The organism is Phaeobacter piscinae (genome assembly GCF_002407245.1).
GTDB classification, from domain to species: domain Bacteria; phylum Pseudomonadota; class Alphaproteobacteria; order Rhodobacterales; family Rhodobacteraceae; genus Phaeobacter; species Phaeobacter piscinae.
In genome coordinates, this window is sequence record NZ_CP010681.1 from 241,623 (window position 1) to 255,393 (window position 13,771).

Consider the following 13,771-nt stretch of genomic DNA (forward strand, 5'->3'; position numbering starts at 1 on the left):
CAGCCTGCCTGGCAGCGATCTGGTGCCGGGCGCGGCGCGCTCCGTGGGTGGCATAAGGTATCGCGGCGACAAGGTCCTGACTTGATGGTCAAAAAACAGTCGCGAAGATGTGGCCATTCGCCTCCGAAAATTCATCTGTACCGCTTTTCACCCGTGAAACTGCGGGCTAGTGTGCAGCCATGAAATGGACCGTGCCCAATATCCTCACCCTGATGCGCCTGGTGGCAGCACCGGGGCTCGCGATTATGTTCCTCTATTTTTCGCGCCCCTATGCGGATTGGTTTGCGCTGATCCTCTTTGTCAGCGCGGCGATTACCGACTGGTTTGACGGCTACCTCGCCCGGTCCTGGGGGCAGGAGACGAAGATGGGGGCGATGCTAGATCCCATCGCTGACAAGGCGATGGTTGTGATCGCATTGATGATCCTCGTTGGATACGCCGCCGAACACTGGACGCCCTGGCTGGTGCTGCCCGCCACGGTGATCCTGTTTCGTGAGGTATTTGTCTCCGGTCTGCGCGAATTTCTCGGCGATACGGCGGGCACGCTCAAGGTGACGGCGCTGGCAAAATGGAAGACCACCGCGCAGATGATCGCCATTGCCACGCTGTTTTCCCAAGGCATCTTTGAACACTATCTGGTGATGTCTTCCTTTGGCATGGATCAGGCGCTTGTCGATCAGATTATGCTGGGGGAGGTCAGCGATGAATTTGGCCTGCGCTGGAAATACGAGGGTATGATCTGGACCAGCCGGTTGGGCCTGTTGCTGCTGTGGATCGCGGCGGCGCTGACGCTGATCACTGGCGCCGACTACATGCGCAAGGCGCTGCCACATCTGAAGGAGACGCGCTGATGGATGTTCTCTATTTTGCCTGGGTGCGCGAGCGTATCGGACTGCCCAAGGAGCGTGTGGACAGCACGGCCGCAAATGTGCGCGATCTGGTGGCTGAACTCAGCGCCCGCGATCCGCGCTATGCGGCCGCCTTCGCCGATCTGTCGGCGCTACGTGTGGCGCTGGATCAGGATCTTTCAGATTTTGATGCCTCGCTTGATGGCGTGCGAGAGGTGGCGTTTTTCCCACCGATGACCGGAGGCTGAGCGATGCGGATCGCAGTGCAGACGGACGCCTTTGATCTGGGGGAGGAAAGCCAGCGCTTTGCGTCGGATGTTGCGACCTCCGGCGCGAATGCCGGCGCTATTGTAACCTTCACCGGCGTGGTGCGGGGGTCCGACAGCGGTGAGATGGTGGCGATGGAGATTGAGCATTATCCCGGCATGACCGAGCGCGCGATAGAGGCGATCACGCAGGAGGCACAACAGCGCTGGTCCCTTGCGGATGCGCTGGTCATTCATCGTCATGGGCAGTTGGTTCCGGGCGAGCAGATCATGATGGTCGCCACCGCGGCACGTCATCGCGCCGATGCGTTTGAGGCGGCGGAATATCTGATGGATTACCTCAAATCCCGCGCCCCCTTCTGGAAGAAAGAGCTGACACAGGACGGCACCGGCAACTGGGTCGAGGCCAAGGACAGCGACGAAGAGGCGCTGACCCGCTGGGACTGACCCCACTGCGGTTTGATCCGCTGGGAAGATTGTAGTCCCCGCAGAGCGCCTCAGGCGTGCAGCTGTCCGCGCAGTTCTTCGGCTTCGCGGCGCGCATCTCGCAGACCGTCCATCGCCGCCCGCAACTCTGCCTCGGTCTGGGCCAGCTGATTGGACAGCTCCGCCTCACGCTGTTGCAGATAGGTGATCGCCTGATCGCGGGTTTCTTCTGCTTCGTGCAATTCCTGGCTCATCCGGTCCAGATCGGCCACGTCGCTCTGCTTCACGCGGGTAAAGCGATGCACCAGCCAATTGGCAAACCACCCCATCGCAAAGGCGACAAACAGGATAATGGCAGTGGTGATGATGAACTCTGTCCTGTTCATTGTCCGGATGTCTCCTGTTCACTGTCGGAAGGGGTCTCTGAGGTGCCTTCAGGGGCGGTGGCGGCCTCATCAAGCGTGGTTTCGCTGGCGGCCTCATTGGCCGGGCGGATCAGGCGGAATTCGATCCGACGATTGGCTTCACGGCCATCTTCGGTGTCATTGCTCGCGATCGGGGTGCTTTCGCCGTACCCCTTGGCGGTGAAGCTGCTGGTGACCAGACGACGGCCGCGCAGCTCATTGAGAACCGATTGTGCCCGCGCTTGGCTGAGGTTTTGGTTCATTTCTTCGCGCCCCTGACTGTCGGTATGGCCCTGGATTTCCAGCCGCACCCCGTTACAACGCGCCAGGATGTCGGCGATCTGATCCAATGTGTCCCGGCTGTCGGCGGCCACGGTCGCCGACCCCGGTTCAAAGGTGATTTTTGAGACTGTCTGCACCGCAGCCAGCTCCGCCTCACACAGTTCCGGCGACATCGGCTTATCCGCAGGTTCCGGCGGCTCCTCATAGGTGACGTTCAGCTCATAGCTCTCTGCCTCACCCAGTTTGGCGGACAACAGCTTGGCGATCTCGGAGGGCGCATCTTCGCGGTGGCTCATTCCGCTCAGGCTCAGGCTGTCCGGGGTCACCGACACCGCGCCGCGCTGGAGATGGGACAGCGCCTCGAGCCCGGCCAGCACCCGCACCGGCCAATCGGCAGGCAGATCCTCAACCACCCGCGTGGCACTATAGACATTCTGTGAACCGAACCGCGCCTTGGCATAGCTGCTGCTGATCTGGCGCAGCGCCTCATCCGAAATCCGCCCCCGCAGCTGCACCTGTCCTTCCGGGCTCAGGGTTGCGGTAAACTCAGGTGGGCCGCTGCCTTCATTGGTTTCCGGCTCGGGCAAGACCGCATGCAGGGCAAAAACCTGGGGCAGCGCGCTCTCCAGCTCGCCGACCACATGATCAAACAGTGCCGGTGCGGTCCCCTCCGCTGCAACCAGCGTCATATCGGCATTGGCCAGCGTCACCGATCCCGCGCCCAGCTCTGCCAGGGATGCAATCCCCAGCTCTGCGGCGCGGGCCCAATTGGGCGAGGGCACGCCCATACCAATTACGCAATCAGCCTTGCCGTCAAACCCGGCCTTGGTCGCCGCCCGCAGAATGCGGTCGCGGCTCAGCTCGCTTTCGGCAGAGCAGGCATCAAAACGGCCGCCAGTGTCATCCAGACTGTAGCGCAGCGTAAACGGGGTGATGACCGGGCGCGGCGCCGCAATATCCAGCGACAGGCGCAGCCCGGCAGGCGCCATGCGGGTCAGGCGTTTCTCGATCTGTTCCTTGGCTTCGGCGCTATCGGAAATGGCTGTGATGGAAACTTCCTCCGCCTCGACCGAGATCTTTGACCGGGGCAGCAGACTCAGAGCATCCAATGCGTAGTCCATTGCGGGCATCCAGCCCTTGGGGGCGGTGTAATTTGCGGTTTCCAGTAGATCCGCCACCTGATCCTCACCTGCGATCGTATTCAGCCGGGCGATCACTGTGTCGCGGTCGGTCACTCGCGGGATCAGTCCGATGATCGAAATGCCGCTGTCGTTGCGCAGAATTTCCGCTGAAAACCGGGGCGGGGCTATGCCTTCTGAGGGGGTGATTTGCATCTCGTCGATCACCCGCGCCGCGTCGACCACGCCGCCGACCAGCGATATCACGCCAAACCGTGTAGCCTCATCGGGTGCGGTGCCATTCAGGATCACACGCAGCCCGTCAGCGGTGACTTCGGCCCAGGTATGACCGGCTTTGTCCAGCGCACGGCGTACGGCGGTTTCGCTGCCTGCTTCGATGCCCGTCACCGCAAAACCGGCCACCACCAGGCTCAGCGCGGCAGCGGCGACAAAGGTCAGGCCAGAGATCAAAAGCGAGGACAGGCGCATGGGTAGGCTGGTCTCCGTTGGGGCGTCCGTCTGAGACGGCTTTTGCCTGTCTTACAGGGGCTGCGCGACGGGTTCAATCATGCGAACAGAGCTGCGGCAAAGAAGATCAGCGGAATCAAGCCCGTATCCCGGTTGAGGCGAAACAATTGCAACAAACGATCAGTGTTCTCCGCATCGAACACCCGCAGCTGCCAGGTCATATGCCAGCCCATCGCCCAAGGCGCGACCAGCGCCAGCATCAGCGCCAGAACCGATCCCTGCGGCTGCACAGCCAAAATGATGGCAATCGCCATCAGGCTGACGGTGGCGACAATGAACCGGCGCAGCCACATGGGCGTCTGCGTGCCAAACAGCCGTGCCGTCGATTTGACCCCGATCAGTGCGTCATCCTCAGTATCCTGATGGGCATAGATGGTGTCGTAGAACAGCGTCCAGGCAATTCCCGCCAGATACAGGATAACCGCTGGCCAGTTCAGCGTGCCGGTATGGGCCACCCAGGCCAGCATTGCGCCCCAGTTGAAGGCCAGCCCCAGAAACACCTGTGGCCACCAGGTGAACCGCTTGGCAAAGGGATAGATCGCCACCGGGAACAAGGCCAGAATGCCCATCGCGATCGCGGCCTGATTGAAACTCAGCAGAATACCCAGCGAGACCAGCGCCTGCAGCCCCATCCAGACAACAGCCCCGGTGACCGTGACCTGACCCGATGGAATGGGTCGTGACCGGGTGCGTTCCACCTGCCCATCAAAATTGCGGTCGGTGATATCGTTCCAGGTGCAGCCCGCTCCGCGCATCAGCCAGGCTCCGGCGGCGCAGGCGGCAAAAATCCACAGATCCCCCCAGCGTGGGCTTTGATCCCATAGGATCGCCAGCATTAGCCCCCACCAGCAAGGGATCAACAGCAGCCAGGTCCCGATGGGTCGATCCGCGCGGCTGAGGCGCAGATAGGGGCGGCTCCATTCAGGGGCGTAGCGATCGACCCAATTGCCTTTGACCGCATCTGCGACCTGTCCATCTGGTGTTGGCGTCCCGCCTTGCATATGTATGCCTCATGAGTGCAAAGATCAGACTGTATGTAGAGCACCCGCTGGGGGCAGGGCAATCGGTTCCTCTGGACCGGGATCAGGCGCATTACCTGTTTGGGGTGATGCGGCAGGCGGTTGGGGCGCAGCTATTGCTGTTCAACGGAGAAGACGGCGAATGGCGCGCCGAGGTGGCCGAGGCCAGCAAGCGCAGTGGCGTTCTTATCTGTCAGGAGCAAACCCGCCCGCTGGTGTTGCCGCCGGATCTGTGGCTGTTGTTTGCCCCGATCAAAAAGGCCCGTACCGATTTTATCGTGGAGAAGGCTGCCGAAATGGGCGCGGCGCGGATTCTGCCGGTACAGACCGAGTTCACAAATTCCGACCGCATTCGCCAGGACCGCCTTCAAGCCCACGCGGTTGAAGCCGCCGAACAATGTGGTGGCACCTATGTGCCAGAGGTGGTGGATCTGCAAAAACTCTCCCGCGTGCTGGACCACTGGCCCGAAGAGCGCCAGCTGATGTTTTGCGACGAAGCCGAGGTCGGCAGCGCCTTGGCACTGGCCAGCGAGACAGCGGCACAGGTGCCCTGGGCGATTCTCATTGGTCCCGAAGGTGGGTTTTCTGAGGCCGAACGCAAGCGTCTGCACGCGCTGCCGCAATCTCATGTCGTAAGCCTCGGCCCGCGCATCCTGCGCGCTGATACCGCTGCGGTCGCGGCACTAACCGTTTGGCAGCAACGCTATGGAGATTGGGGATGAGCTGGCGTCCGGCACAGGACGGCGACCTCGCTGCGGTCCATGATCTGCTGCGTCGCAATGTCGCCAGCTCCATGTTTCTACTGATCAATCTGCGCGACCACGGCCTGCACGGGGCCGAGGCCAAGGCCATGCGCCTGTGGGTGCGCGGCAGTGGCAATGGCGGCGTGGCGGGTCTGACCAACGATGGCACCCTGTTGTTGCAGTCGGCGGAGGCCAGCGCCACGGACTGGCACGAATTGCAACAGCTGGTCGAGCAGCGACTGGCAGAGACCTCATCGCACCCCCAGGTCGGCGTCTTGGGGGAAACGACGCAAGCGCGTCGCTACCTTGCGGCCACCGGGCTCGACCAGCACCCCAAACGGCTTGATCGGGATGAACCGGGGCTGGCGCTATCGCTGACGGATCTGGATCTGCGCAGCCTAGACCGACCGCAACTAAAGGGCGCGACGCTACACCCGTTGTCGGCTGCGCCCCGTCCGATGCTGGTGCAGTGGCGGGCGGCTTATCATCAGGAAATTCTTGGCACCTCCGCGGCCGAGGCCGTGGCCGTCGCATCACAGGATATCGACAGTTACCTGCTGCGCGACAGTCATCGGGTGCTGAACATCGCAGACCGCTGGGTCGCGATGACAGGATTTAACGCGCAGCTGCCAGAGGTGGTGCAGATCGGCGGGGTCTACACACCGCCGGAACAACGCGGCCACGGCTACGCCCGCTGCGCGCTGGCACTGCACCTGAAGGAGGCCCATGCGGCAGGGGTGGAACAGTCTGTGCTCTTTGCTGCGGGAGAGGCCGCCGTGCGGGCCTATCGGGCCATCGGGTTCCAGCCCATTGGCGGCTATTCGCTGATCCTTTTTGATCACGCACCGCAGCCTGCGATGGCTGGGGGAGCGTCTGCCTCATGACCTTCATTCGACCAGAAGCCCGCGCGGCCCTCTGGCGCTGGCGCGAGATGATTGCGGCGACGGCTCTTGGTGCGCTTGGCCTGTTCTGGGCGCTTGGCAGCTATGGAGGGCAGGCGCTGCTGGGCTGGGCGCTGCTGGGGCTGGGCGTTGTGATCGCGGTAATCGGCATGCAGCGCATGCGGTTTCGCCTCGGCGGCGGCGGCCCCGGTGTGGTTCAGGTGGACGAAGGGCAGATCGCCTATTTCGGCCCCCTCACTGGCGGTGCTGTTGCGCTTTCCGAACTGGAGCGCCTGACACTGGATCACGCCGCCAAACCACCCCATTGGCTGCTGGATCAACCGGGGCAGTCCGCATTGGCGATCCCGGTCAATGCAACCAACACCGATGCACTCTTTGATGCCTTCGCGACCCTGCCGGGGTTGCGCATGGAGCGGATGCTGGCAGAATTGCACAGATCCGGCGGTCACCAGGTCGTGATCTGGGAGCGCGCGCCAACACGACCAACCGTGCACAGGCTGCATTGACACTGCCGAAAATACCGACCACGACTTGCAGCGCAAGACAGATCAACCTTACGGAGAGCCCCAGATGTCTATCCCTCAATCCGGCGGTGGGCCGATCGAACGGCACGAACAATTGGCGGAATATCTTGCCTCTGGCTGCAAGCCCCGTGACCAATGGCGTATCGGCACCGAGCATGAGAAATTTGGCTATTGCAAGGACTCGCTGAAGCCGCTGCCGTTTGAGGGGACGCGCTCTATTGTGGCCGTTCTTGAGGGCTTGCGCGACCGCCACGGCTGGTCGGAGGTGCGCGAAGGCGGCCATCTGATCGGCCTTGAAAAAGACGGCGCCAATGTCTCGCTGGAACCAGGTGGCGCGCTGGAACTCTCAGGGGCCCCGTTGGAGACGATCCATGAGACCTGCGACGAGGTGAACACTCACCTGCGCGAGGTGAAGGATATCGCCGATGAAATCGGCGTCGGTTTCATCGGTCTTGGGGCCGCTCCGATCTGGTCCCACGAAGAAATGCCATTGATGCCCAAGGGCCGCTATAAGCTGATGGATGCCTACATGGGCAAGGTCGGTACTATGGGCCGCACCATGATGCGCCGGACTTGCACCGTTCAGGTGAACCTCGACTTCGGGTCCGAGGCGGACATGGTGCAGAAAATGCGCGTGGCCATCGCCCTGCAACCCGTCGCAACCGCTCTCTTTGCCAATTCGCCCTTCCTTGAGGGCAAGCCGAACAACCACAAATCCTGGCGCTCGCGCGTTTGGCGCGATCTGGATGCGGACCGGACCGGCATGGTGCCGTTCGTCTTTGACGAGGGGTTCGGTTTCGAGCGCTGGGTCGAATATGCGCTCGATGTCCCGATGTATTTTGTCTACCGCGACGGTGAGTATATCGACGCGCTTGGCATGTCGTTCCGCGACTTCCTGAAGGGGGAGCTGCCCGCACTGCCGGGGCAAACGCCCACCCTGAGCGATTGGGCCGATCATCTGACCACCGCCTTCCCCGAAGCGCGGATCAAGAAATACATGGAAATGCGCGGTGCCGACGGCGGCCCCTGGCGCCGCCTCTGTGCCCTGCCAGCTTTCTGGGTGGGGATGATGTACGATCAATCCAGCCTTGATGCCGCCTGGGATCTGGCAAAGGGCTGGGATGCCGAGACCCGCGAGGCCCTGCGTGTGGCCGCATCGGAACAGGGGCTGCAGGCACAGGTCGGCAACATCAAAATGCATGATCTGGCCCGCGAAGTTGTGGCGATCTCAGAGGCGGGCCTCAAATCCCGCGCACGCGCCGGGGCCGGGGGGCTGGTGCCGGATGAAACCCACTTCCTGAATGCGTTGAAGGACAGTATCGAAACCGGCAAAGTCCCCGCGGATGAGCTGCTGGATCGCTATCATGGCGACTGGAATGGCGATCTGAGCCGCATCTACTCTGAATACAGCTACTGAGCCCCATAAGGGATCAGGCTGAGATCACGGAAAGGGCGCTGGCAGGCGCCCCTTTTTCTGCCTGGGCGGCGGGCGGTTGTGCGACTGGTTTTGCGGATGTTGGCGGAAGCGTCCTCTGGCGCTATCCGCTTGATTTTCCCCCTAATTGAGAGCTTGTTCTCTAAATATTGCCCCCCTAAAAGAGCGCGCAATCTATGGCTCTGAAAGGTATTGATATGGGCAATTTCTTCATTTCGGCATTTGAGAAACTGGTTGGTGTCGTTGTTGTGCTGCTGCTGCTCGCAGTTGTCGGTGGCGCGGTTCTGGCAACCATGCAGCCGGGCGGCGGCGGTATCCTCGCGGCACTCGGTGTGCTGGTTGTGGGCACTCTTTATGTGATCCTGATCGCCGGTTCACTCTATCTGGCGCTGGGGATTTACAACAACACCAAGCGTACGGCTGAAGCGGTCGAACGGCTGGCCTCGAAGTAATACCCCGCGCGGAGGGAGTGTCCCCTCTGAGATGTGGATCAGAATGGGCGGCAGGATATCCTGCCGCCCATCTGCAATTTGGATCTGCCGTTACAGGCTTATTGCAGCAGCTCCGCCGGTTCGGCGTCAGCGATCTCATCCCAGTTCACATCGGCTTTTTCGATGAAGCCGGGAATGTCTGTGCTCCAACGTTCCTGAATGTCCTTTGACAGGTTCAGGTAGAGGACATCATCCACGATTTTCCACTGATGCGGATCACCGTCGAACTTGAAGCCCATCGCCGCACCAAAGGCGCAGTAGCCGCCATACGCCGGGATGTAGGCGTCCGGGGTGGCCTCAAACAGGGCTTTGTTCTCTTCGGTGGCGAACCAATATGTGGCGTCGTCGTGGGTGGCGGTCACCTTGTAGGAGCCTTTGGTCGCTTCACCGGCGTTGAAATAGGCGACGGGATCGTATCCCTGCATGGCCAGACCAGTAGAGGAGGCGTTGACATCAACACCAGCGGCCAGCGCGGAGGTTGCCAGAGTAACGGAGAGGGCGATCCCGCCCAGAAGGGATTTTACGGTGTTCATCGGTATGAACCTTTCGATGTAGCGGGTACCTCGGCACCCGGAGTTGGAATGATCAAAGCGTTACGTCATCAAAATTCAGGTCTTTAAAATTGGACCGTTTTGGTCACGACACCGATATGAGGACTCCCTCGATCACGTTCAAAACAACTCCTTTTGTATGTGCGTTGATGCACAAAATCTCTGCACAGGCGCGGTGGCACATTCCTGTGAACATGAAAAAGCCCTCGTCCATGGCGGAGGAGGGCATCTTTGTAAAACAAAGGTTTAGCAGGTAACGGGTTACTTTTGCCCGATCTTTGGCTCGGTCCCGAGGCGCAGTCGCGCGATGTTTTCCTTGTGCCGCCACAGGATGATCACCGCCAGTAGGGCTGCCAGACCGGTCGTCATTGGTGCGCCCAGAAGCAGGCACCACAGCGGTGCCGCCACTGCAGACACCAAAGCCCCCATTGAGGAAATCTTGCTCAGATAGGCGGCCGCCAGCCACGTCAGACAGCAGGCGATCCCCACCGGCCAGGCCAGCGCCAGCATCAGACCAAGGAAGGTGGCGACGCCTTTGCCGCCCTGAAACTTCAGCCAGACCGGGAAGCAATGGCCGAGAAAAGCCGTCAGACCGGCCAGCTGTGCGGCATCTTCACCGACCAGCGCGCGGGCCAGCAGCACCGCCACGGCCCCCTTGCCGCCATCCAGCAGCAGGGTCAACGCAGCGGCTTTTTTTGAGCCGGTGCGCAGCACATTGGTGGTGCCGATATTGCCCGATCCGATAGTGCGCAGATTGCCCAACCCCATGATCCGGGTCAGCAGCAGGCCGAAGGGAATAGACCCTAGTGCATAGCCAATCACGGCCCATAGCAGCAGGACAGGGGCGGCAGTTTCAATAGGCGGCATCAATCTCTCCGGTAGACCGGTTCACCGGCCACATAGGTTGCCAGCACCCTACCTTGCATCCGCTGCCCGTCAAAGGGGGTGTTCTGTGATTTCGAGTGCAGCGCAAACCGGTCCATCACAAAGGGTTGGTCCGCATCAAATAGCAACAGATCCGCAGGTGCCCCTTCGGAAAGACGACCACAGTTCAGCCCCAAGCGCTTGGCCGGGTTCAGGGACATGGCGCGGAACAATGTCGGCAGATCCAGCTGCTCCGCATGATAGAGCCGCAGCGCGGCAGGCAGCAGCGTTTCCAACGCCACGGCACCGGCGGCGGCCTCCTCAAACGGCAGGCGCTTGCTTTCCTCGTCCTGCGGGGTGTGCATGGAGGAGATCGTGTCAATCAGCCCCTCGCGCAGCGCCTCGATCAGCGCCAGACGATCTTCTTCGGAGCGCAGCGGTGGTTTCACCTTAAAGAAAGTTCGGTAGTCCGCCACGTCCAGTTCGTTCAGCGTCAGATGATGGATCGACGTGCCTGCGGTGATATCCAGCCCGTTTGCCTTCGCCCGCTGCAGGGCGGGCAGGGCGCGGGCGGTGGTGATCTGGTCGGCGTGGTATCTGGCGCCGGTCATCTCCAAAAGCGCGATATCGCGATCCAGTCCCATCCGCTCGGCCATTGGCGTGACGGCGGGCAGCCCACGCAGGGTGGCGAATTTACCCGAGGTTGCCGCAGCCCCTTTGCTCAATCCCGGTTCTTGCGGATGCGCGATGACCAGTGCGCCGCAGCTGCGCGCATAAGACAGCGCGCGGGAAAAGACCTTGGTGTCGGCAACCACATGGTCACAATCGGAGAAGGCAACCGCGCCCGCATCCATGAGAAAGCCGATCTCGGTCATCTCCCGGCCTGCACGGCCCTTGGTCAGGGCGGCCATGGGTAGAACATTCACCGGCGCATCGGCCTGCGCCCGCCGGGTCACGAATTCGAGCGTTTCCGGGCTGTCGATGGATGGGGTGGTGTCTGGGCGCGTCACCATGGTGGTGACTCCGCCCGCCGCCGCTGCGAGGCCTGCGGATTTATAACTTTCCTTATGGCGCTCACCCGGCTCGCAGACCTTCACGCCGATATCGACGATGCCGGGAGCCAGACATTTGCCGCCGCAATCAATAAGGGTCGCATCCTCTGCCACAATGTTTCGCGTGCGAAACAATTGGTCAGACTCTGTGCCATTTTTATCAACCGCCGCAATGCGCCCGTTCTGCACCAGAACCGCACCAACACTGTCGGTTCCGGCTTCTGGGTCGATCAGGCGGGCGTTGGTAAACAGAAGGGTCATACGCGGGATCTCTCGGACAGGGTGGACAGGGCATTTTGCAGCGTTGCAATTGTTGCGGCGGCGTCGGGCTGGTATTTGATCAGGTGCTTGTGACCCTCATGGGTGACGATCTGGACCGTGCTGCCAATGCGGTTCAGCTCGGCGACATCCGCGAGCGGAATGGTCTGTTGATCGGGGCCTTTGATAACCTCGCCCCCAAGCGACCAGACGCGGGTCATTTCATCGGACATGAGGTAGCCGCCGCGCAGACCAATGGCGGCCAGCCCGCCGATGGCACCGGTCCAGACATGCGGGTTTCCCATCACCCAAAGAATGCCCATGGCGCCCAGCATGGCAATCACGGCGAGCCAGGCGTGGCTGCGCCAGTATGCCATACGATCAGGGGGGAAGACGGTTTCGGACATCTCAGGTCGCCAGCATCAGCACGACAAGCAGGATCAGCGCCATCACGATTACAAAGATCGTTGCCCCGATGCGCCGTGCGCGAGAGCGGGCCTCCCGTGGGGAGGGGCGTGATGCGGAATAGGGTTTGGCGCTTTCCGGTGCGTCGTCAGGATTGCTGGGAACGCTGGCCCAATCCGCGCCCACCTCACTATAGTCGCCAATGTGTCGAATTTGACTGGCCGGGGTGAGGCGCGTTGCCTCGCCCCGCAGCGCGCGCGACCGCAGCAGCAGCACATAGCCTTCGATCGCGGCGAGTTTCTGCGCGTCGGAGGCCAGCTGCTCTTTCGGGATCCCGCAGCCATCGCGCAGATAGCCGACAAGTCCCAGGTCCTCCAGATCGCTCACCGGGAAGATCTCCACGTGATCCAGATCTATCTCATCAATGCCCAAAACCTGCGCCAACGCACCGGGTTCACGGAGGAAACGTGCCTGTTCGGGCCGCATATCGAGGTCGAAGACATGGATCATCCGCTGCTCACCTGCGGCGATGATCAGGGGCTGTGCCACCGGGCCAGCCATGGATCAGGCCACGCCCGGTTGCGACGCTGCACGCTCGCGGCTGGCGCGCAGGTTACGGGCCAAAAGATCCATCGCCGCCATCCGCACGGCGACACCCATTTCGACCTGTTCCTGAATGACAGAGCGGTTGATGTCATCGGCAAGCGTGCCGTCAATTTCGACGCCCCGGTTCATCGGGCCGGGGTGCATGACGATGGCGTCAGGTTTGGCCAGCGCCAGTTTCTCCGCATCAAGCCCGTAGCGATGGTAGTATTCGCGTTCCGACGGGATGAAACCGCCGTCCATACGCTCCTTCTGGAGGCGCAGCATCATGACCACATCCACGTCTTTCAGGCCTTCGCGCATATCGTCGTAAATCTCGGCGCCAAAGTCGGCAAAATGGCCGGGCACCAGTGTTGGCGGGCCAATCAGACGAATGCGGTTTTCCATCTTGCCCAGCAGGATCAGGTTCGAACGTGCCACCCGGGAATGGGCCACATCACCACAGATCGCAATGTTCAGCCGGTGCAGACGGCCCTTTGCGCGGCGGATGGTCAGGGCATCAAGCAGTGCTTGGGTGGGGTGTTCATGCCGTCCGTCGCCGGCATTCAGCACCGCGCAGTTTACCTTCTGCGCCAGAAGGTCCACGGCGCCGGAATGCGGATGGCGCACCACCAGCAGATCGGGATGCATGGCATTCAGCGTCATCGCCGTATCAATCAGGGTCTCCCCCTTTTTGATCGAGGAGGCCTGCATCGCCATGTTCATCACATCCGCGCCCAGCCGCTTACCCGCGATTTCAAAGCTGGCCTGCGTGCGGGTGGAGTTCTCAAAGAACATATTGACCTGGGTCAGCCCTGACAGCGCATTGGCGTGTTTGTCGGGACGACGGTTCAGATCGGCATAGCTGTCCGCGAGGTCAAGGATTGCGGTGATTTCATGCGGTCTCAGCGGTTCGATGCCCAAGAGATGCCGTTGAGAAAAGGCCATCGGATCAGGTGACGAGGTGGCTGTGGGCATGGGCAGGCTCCGCGATGTTTGGCGCTCTTATAGCAGGGCTGTGACCTGCGGCAAGCGGCGCGCACGGCGGGTATTTTGATCCGCCTCTAGGCAGG

General features: G+C 61.5%; 17 protein-coding genes. 8 read left to right on the forward strand and 9 right to left on the reverse strand.

From position 1 onward, the window contains the following. Positions 1-179 precede the first annotated feature (179 nt). From pgsA to phaeop14_RS01055, 3 genes are read left to right on the forward strand one after another with little or no spacing between them, the layout of a single operon-like run. Positions 180-851 carry a CDP-diacylglycerol--glycerol-3-phosphate 3-phosphatidyltransferase gene (gene pgsA, locus phaeop14_RS01045; RefSeq protein WP_096788492.1) on the forward strand — a complete coding sequence of 224 codons (672 nt, stop codon included), beginning with the start codon at positions 180-182 and terminating at the stop codon, positions 849-851. Next, complete coding sequence (gene moaD / locus phaeop14_RS01050; RefSeq protein ID WP_040171373.1) at positions 851-1,096, forward strand: molybdopterin converting factor subunit 1; 246 nt, start codon at positions 851-853, stop codon at positions 1,094-1,096. The genes pgsA and moaD overlap by 1 nt, the downstream gene beginning before the upstream one ends. A gap of 3 nt (positions 1,097-1,099) precedes the next feature. Then, the gene (locus phaeop14_RS01055) at positions 1,100-1,561 is read left to right on the forward strand and encodes a molybdenum cofactor biosynthesis protein MoaE (RefSeq protein WP_040180664.1); all 462 of its coding nucleotides are present in this window, start codon (positions 1,100-1,102) and stop codon (positions 1,559-1,561) included. A gap of 50 nt (positions 1,562-1,611) precedes the next feature. Here the strand turns inward: phaeop14_RS01055 and phaeop14_RS01060 are convergent, their stop codons facing one another. From phaeop14_RS01060 to ubiA, 3 genes are all read right to left on the reverse strand, one after another. Continuing rightward, on the reverse strand, positions 1,612-1,926 hold the full coding sequence (locus tag phaeop14_RS01060) for a hypothetical protein (RefSeq protein ID WP_040171367.1): 315 nt from the start codon (positions 1,924-1,926) through the stop codon (positions 1,612-1,614). Beyond that, a complete protein-coding gene (locus phaeop14_RS01065) occupies positions 1,923-3,833 on the reverse strand; it encodes an OmpA family protein (protein WP_096788493.1) in 1,911 nt (636 codons plus the stop codon). The genes phaeop14_RS01060 and phaeop14_RS01065 overlap by 4 nt, the downstream gene beginning before the upstream one ends. A 77-nt stretch (positions 3,834-3,910) precedes the next feature. Then, positions 3,911-4,873, reverse strand: a complete 963-nt coding sequence (gene ubiA, locus phaeop14_RS01070) for a 4-hydroxybenzoate octaprenyltransferase (RefSeq protein ID WP_096788494.1) — start codon at positions 4,871-4,873, stop codon at positions 3,911-3,913. Positions 4,874-4,884: 11 nt separating this feature from the next. Here ubiA and phaeop14_RS01075 point away from each other — a divergent pair, with 11 nt between their 5' ends. From phaeop14_RS01075 to phaeop14_RS01095, 5 genes are all read left to right on the forward strand, one after another. Beyond that, on the forward strand, positions 4,885-5,613 hold the full coding sequence (locus phaeop14_RS01075; RefSeq protein WP_096788495.1) for a 16S rRNA (uracil(1498)-N(3))-methyltransferase: 729 nt from the start codon (positions 4,885-4,887) through the stop codon (positions 5,611-5,613). Next, positions 5,610-6,518, forward strand: coding sequence for a GNAT family N-acetyltransferase (locus tag phaeop14_RS01080; RefSeq protein ID WP_096788496.1), 909 nt, complete (start codon positions 5,610-5,612; stop codon positions 6,516-6,518). The genes phaeop14_RS01075 and phaeop14_RS01080 overlap by 4 nt, the downstream gene beginning before the upstream one ends. After that, positions 6,515-7,042, forward strand: a complete 528-nt coding sequence (locus tag phaeop14_RS01085; protein WP_040180656.1) for a hypothetical protein — start codon at positions 6,515-6,517, stop codon at positions 7,040-7,042. Before phaeop14_RS01080 ends, phaeop14_RS01085 begins: the two co-directional genes overlap by 4 nt. 64 nt (positions 7,043-7,106) lie before the next feature. Next, positions 7,107-8,477, forward strand: a complete 1,371-nt coding sequence (locus phaeop14_RS01090; protein ID WP_040171354.1) for a glutamate--cysteine ligase — start codon at positions 7,107-7,109, stop codon at positions 8,475-8,477. A 215-nt stretch (positions 8,478-8,692) separates the two neighbouring features. Beyond that, positions 8,693-8,947, forward strand: coding sequence for a hypothetical protein (locus tag phaeop14_RS01095; protein WP_014873404.1), 255 nt, complete (start codon positions 8,693-8,695; stop codon positions 8,945-8,947). Positions 8,948-9,045: 98 nt separating this feature from the next. Here the strand turns inward: phaeop14_RS01095 and phaeop14_RS01100 are convergent, their stop codons facing one another. The 6 genes from phaeop14_RS01100 to phaeop14_RS01125 all read right to left on the reverse strand — a co-directional run bounded on the left by phaeop14_RS01100 (position 9,046) and on the right by phaeop14_RS01125 (position 13,676). Next, a complete protein-coding gene (locus phaeop14_RS01100; protein ID WP_014873405.1) occupies positions 9,046-9,519 on the reverse strand; it encodes a YHS domain-containing (seleno)protein in 474 nt (157 codons plus the stop codon). A 279-nt stretch (positions 9,520-9,798) separates the two neighbouring features. Beyond that, the gene (plsY, locus tag phaeop14_RS01105; protein ID WP_096788497.1) at positions 9,799-10,404 is read right to left on the reverse strand and encodes a glycerol-3-phosphate 1-O-acyltransferase PlsY; all 606 of its coding nucleotides are present in this window, start codon (positions 10,402-10,404) and stop codon (positions 9,799-9,801) included. Continuing rightward, entirely contained in the window at positions 10,404-11,714 is a 1,311-nt protein-coding gene (gene pyrC, locus phaeop14_RS01110) for a dihydroorotase (protein WP_096788498.1), read from the reverse strand. Before pyrC ends, plsY begins: the two co-directional genes overlap by 1 nt. Next, positions 11,711-12,118, reverse strand: coding sequence for a hypothetical protein (locus tag phaeop14_RS01115; RefSeq protein ID WP_096788499.1), 408 nt, complete (start codon positions 12,116-12,118; stop codon positions 11,711-11,713). Before phaeop14_RS01115 ends, pyrC begins: the two co-directional genes overlap by 4 nt. 1 nt (position 12,119) lies before the next feature. Then, positions 12,120-12,677, reverse strand: a complete 558-nt coding sequence (locus tag phaeop14_RS01120) for a hypothetical protein (RefSeq protein WP_096788500.1) — start codon at positions 12,675-12,677, stop codon at positions 12,120-12,122. A 3-nt stretch (positions 12,678-12,680) separates the two neighbouring features. Then, the gene (locus tag phaeop14_RS01125; RefSeq protein ID WP_040171340.1) at positions 12,681-13,676 is read right to left on the reverse strand and encodes an aspartate carbamoyltransferase catalytic subunit; all 996 of its coding nucleotides are present in this window, start codon (positions 13,674-13,676) and stop codon (positions 12,681-12,683) included. Positions 13,677-13,771 lie beyond the last annotated feature (95 nt).

What these genes read in the sequence shown, in the direction of transcription:
- pgsA (WP_096788492.1), top strand. Translation starts at nt 180, where the DNA reads ATGAAATGGACCGTGCCCAATATCCTCACCCTGATGCGCCTGGTGGCA.
- moaD (WP_040171373.1), top strand. Translation starts at nt 851, where the DNA reads ATGGATGTTCTCTATTTTGCCTGGGTGCGCGAGCGTATCGGACTGCCC.
- phaeop14_RS01055 (WP_040180664.1), top strand. Translation starts at nt 1,100, where the DNA reads ATGCGGATCGCAGTGCAGACGGACGCCTTTGATCTGGGGGAGGAAAGC.
- phaeop14_RS01060 (WP_040171367.1), bottom strand. Translation starts at nt 1,926, where the DNA reads ATGAACAGGACAGAGTTCATCATCACCACTGCCATTATCCTGTTTGTC.
- phaeop14_RS01065 (WP_096788493.1), bottom strand. Translation starts at nt 3,833, where the DNA reads ATGCGCCTGTCCTCGCTTTTGATCTCTGGCCTGACCTTTGTCGCCGCT.
- ubiA (WP_096788494.1), bottom strand. Translation starts at nt 4,873, where the DNA reads ATGCAAGGCGGGACGCCAACACCAGATGGACAGGTCGCAGATGCGGTC.
- phaeop14_RS01075 (WP_096788495.1), top strand. Translation starts at nt 4,885, where the DNA reads ATGAGTGCAAAGATCAGACTGTATGTAGAGCACCCGCTGGGGGCAGGG.
- phaeop14_RS01080 (WP_096788496.1), top strand. Translation starts at nt 5,610, where the DNA reads ATGAGCTGGCGTCCGGCACAGGACGGCGACCTCGCTGCGGTCCATGAT.
- phaeop14_RS01085 (WP_040180656.1), top strand. Translation starts at nt 6,515, where the DNA reads ATGACCTTCATTCGACCAGAAGCCCGCGCGGCCCTCTGGCGCTGGCGC.
- phaeop14_RS01090 (WP_040171354.1), top strand. Translation starts at nt 7,107, where the DNA reads ATGTCTATCCCTCAATCCGGCGGTGGGCCGATCGAACGGCACGAACAA.
- phaeop14_RS01095 (WP_014873404.1), top strand. Translation starts at nt 8,693, where the DNA reads ATGGGCAATTTCTTCATTTCGGCATTTGAGAAACTGGTTGGTGTCGTT.
- phaeop14_RS01100 (WP_014873405.1), bottom strand. Translation starts at nt 9,519, where the DNA reads ATGAACACCGTAAAATCCCTTCTGGGCGGGATCGCCCTCTCCGTTACT.
- plsY (WP_096788497.1), bottom strand. Translation starts at nt 10,404, where the DNA reads ATGCCGCCTATTGAAACTGCCGCCCCTGTCCTGCTGCTATGGGCCGTG.
- pyrC (WP_096788498.1), bottom strand. Translation starts at nt 11,714, where the DNA reads ATGACCCTTCTGTTTACCAACGCCCGCCTGATCGACCCAGAAGCCGGA.
- phaeop14_RS01115 (WP_096788499.1), bottom strand. Translation starts at nt 12,118, where the DNA reads ATGTCCGAAACCGTCTTCCCCCCTGATCGTATGGCATACTGGCGCAGC.
- phaeop14_RS01120 (WP_096788500.1), bottom strand. Translation starts at nt 12,677, where the DNA reads ATGGCTGGCCCGGTGGCACAGCCCCTGATCATCGCCGCAGGTGAGCAG.
- phaeop14_RS01125 (WP_040171340.1), bottom strand. Translation starts at nt 13,676, where the DNA reads ATGCCCACAGCCACCTCGTCACCTGATCCGATGGCCTTTTCTCAACGG.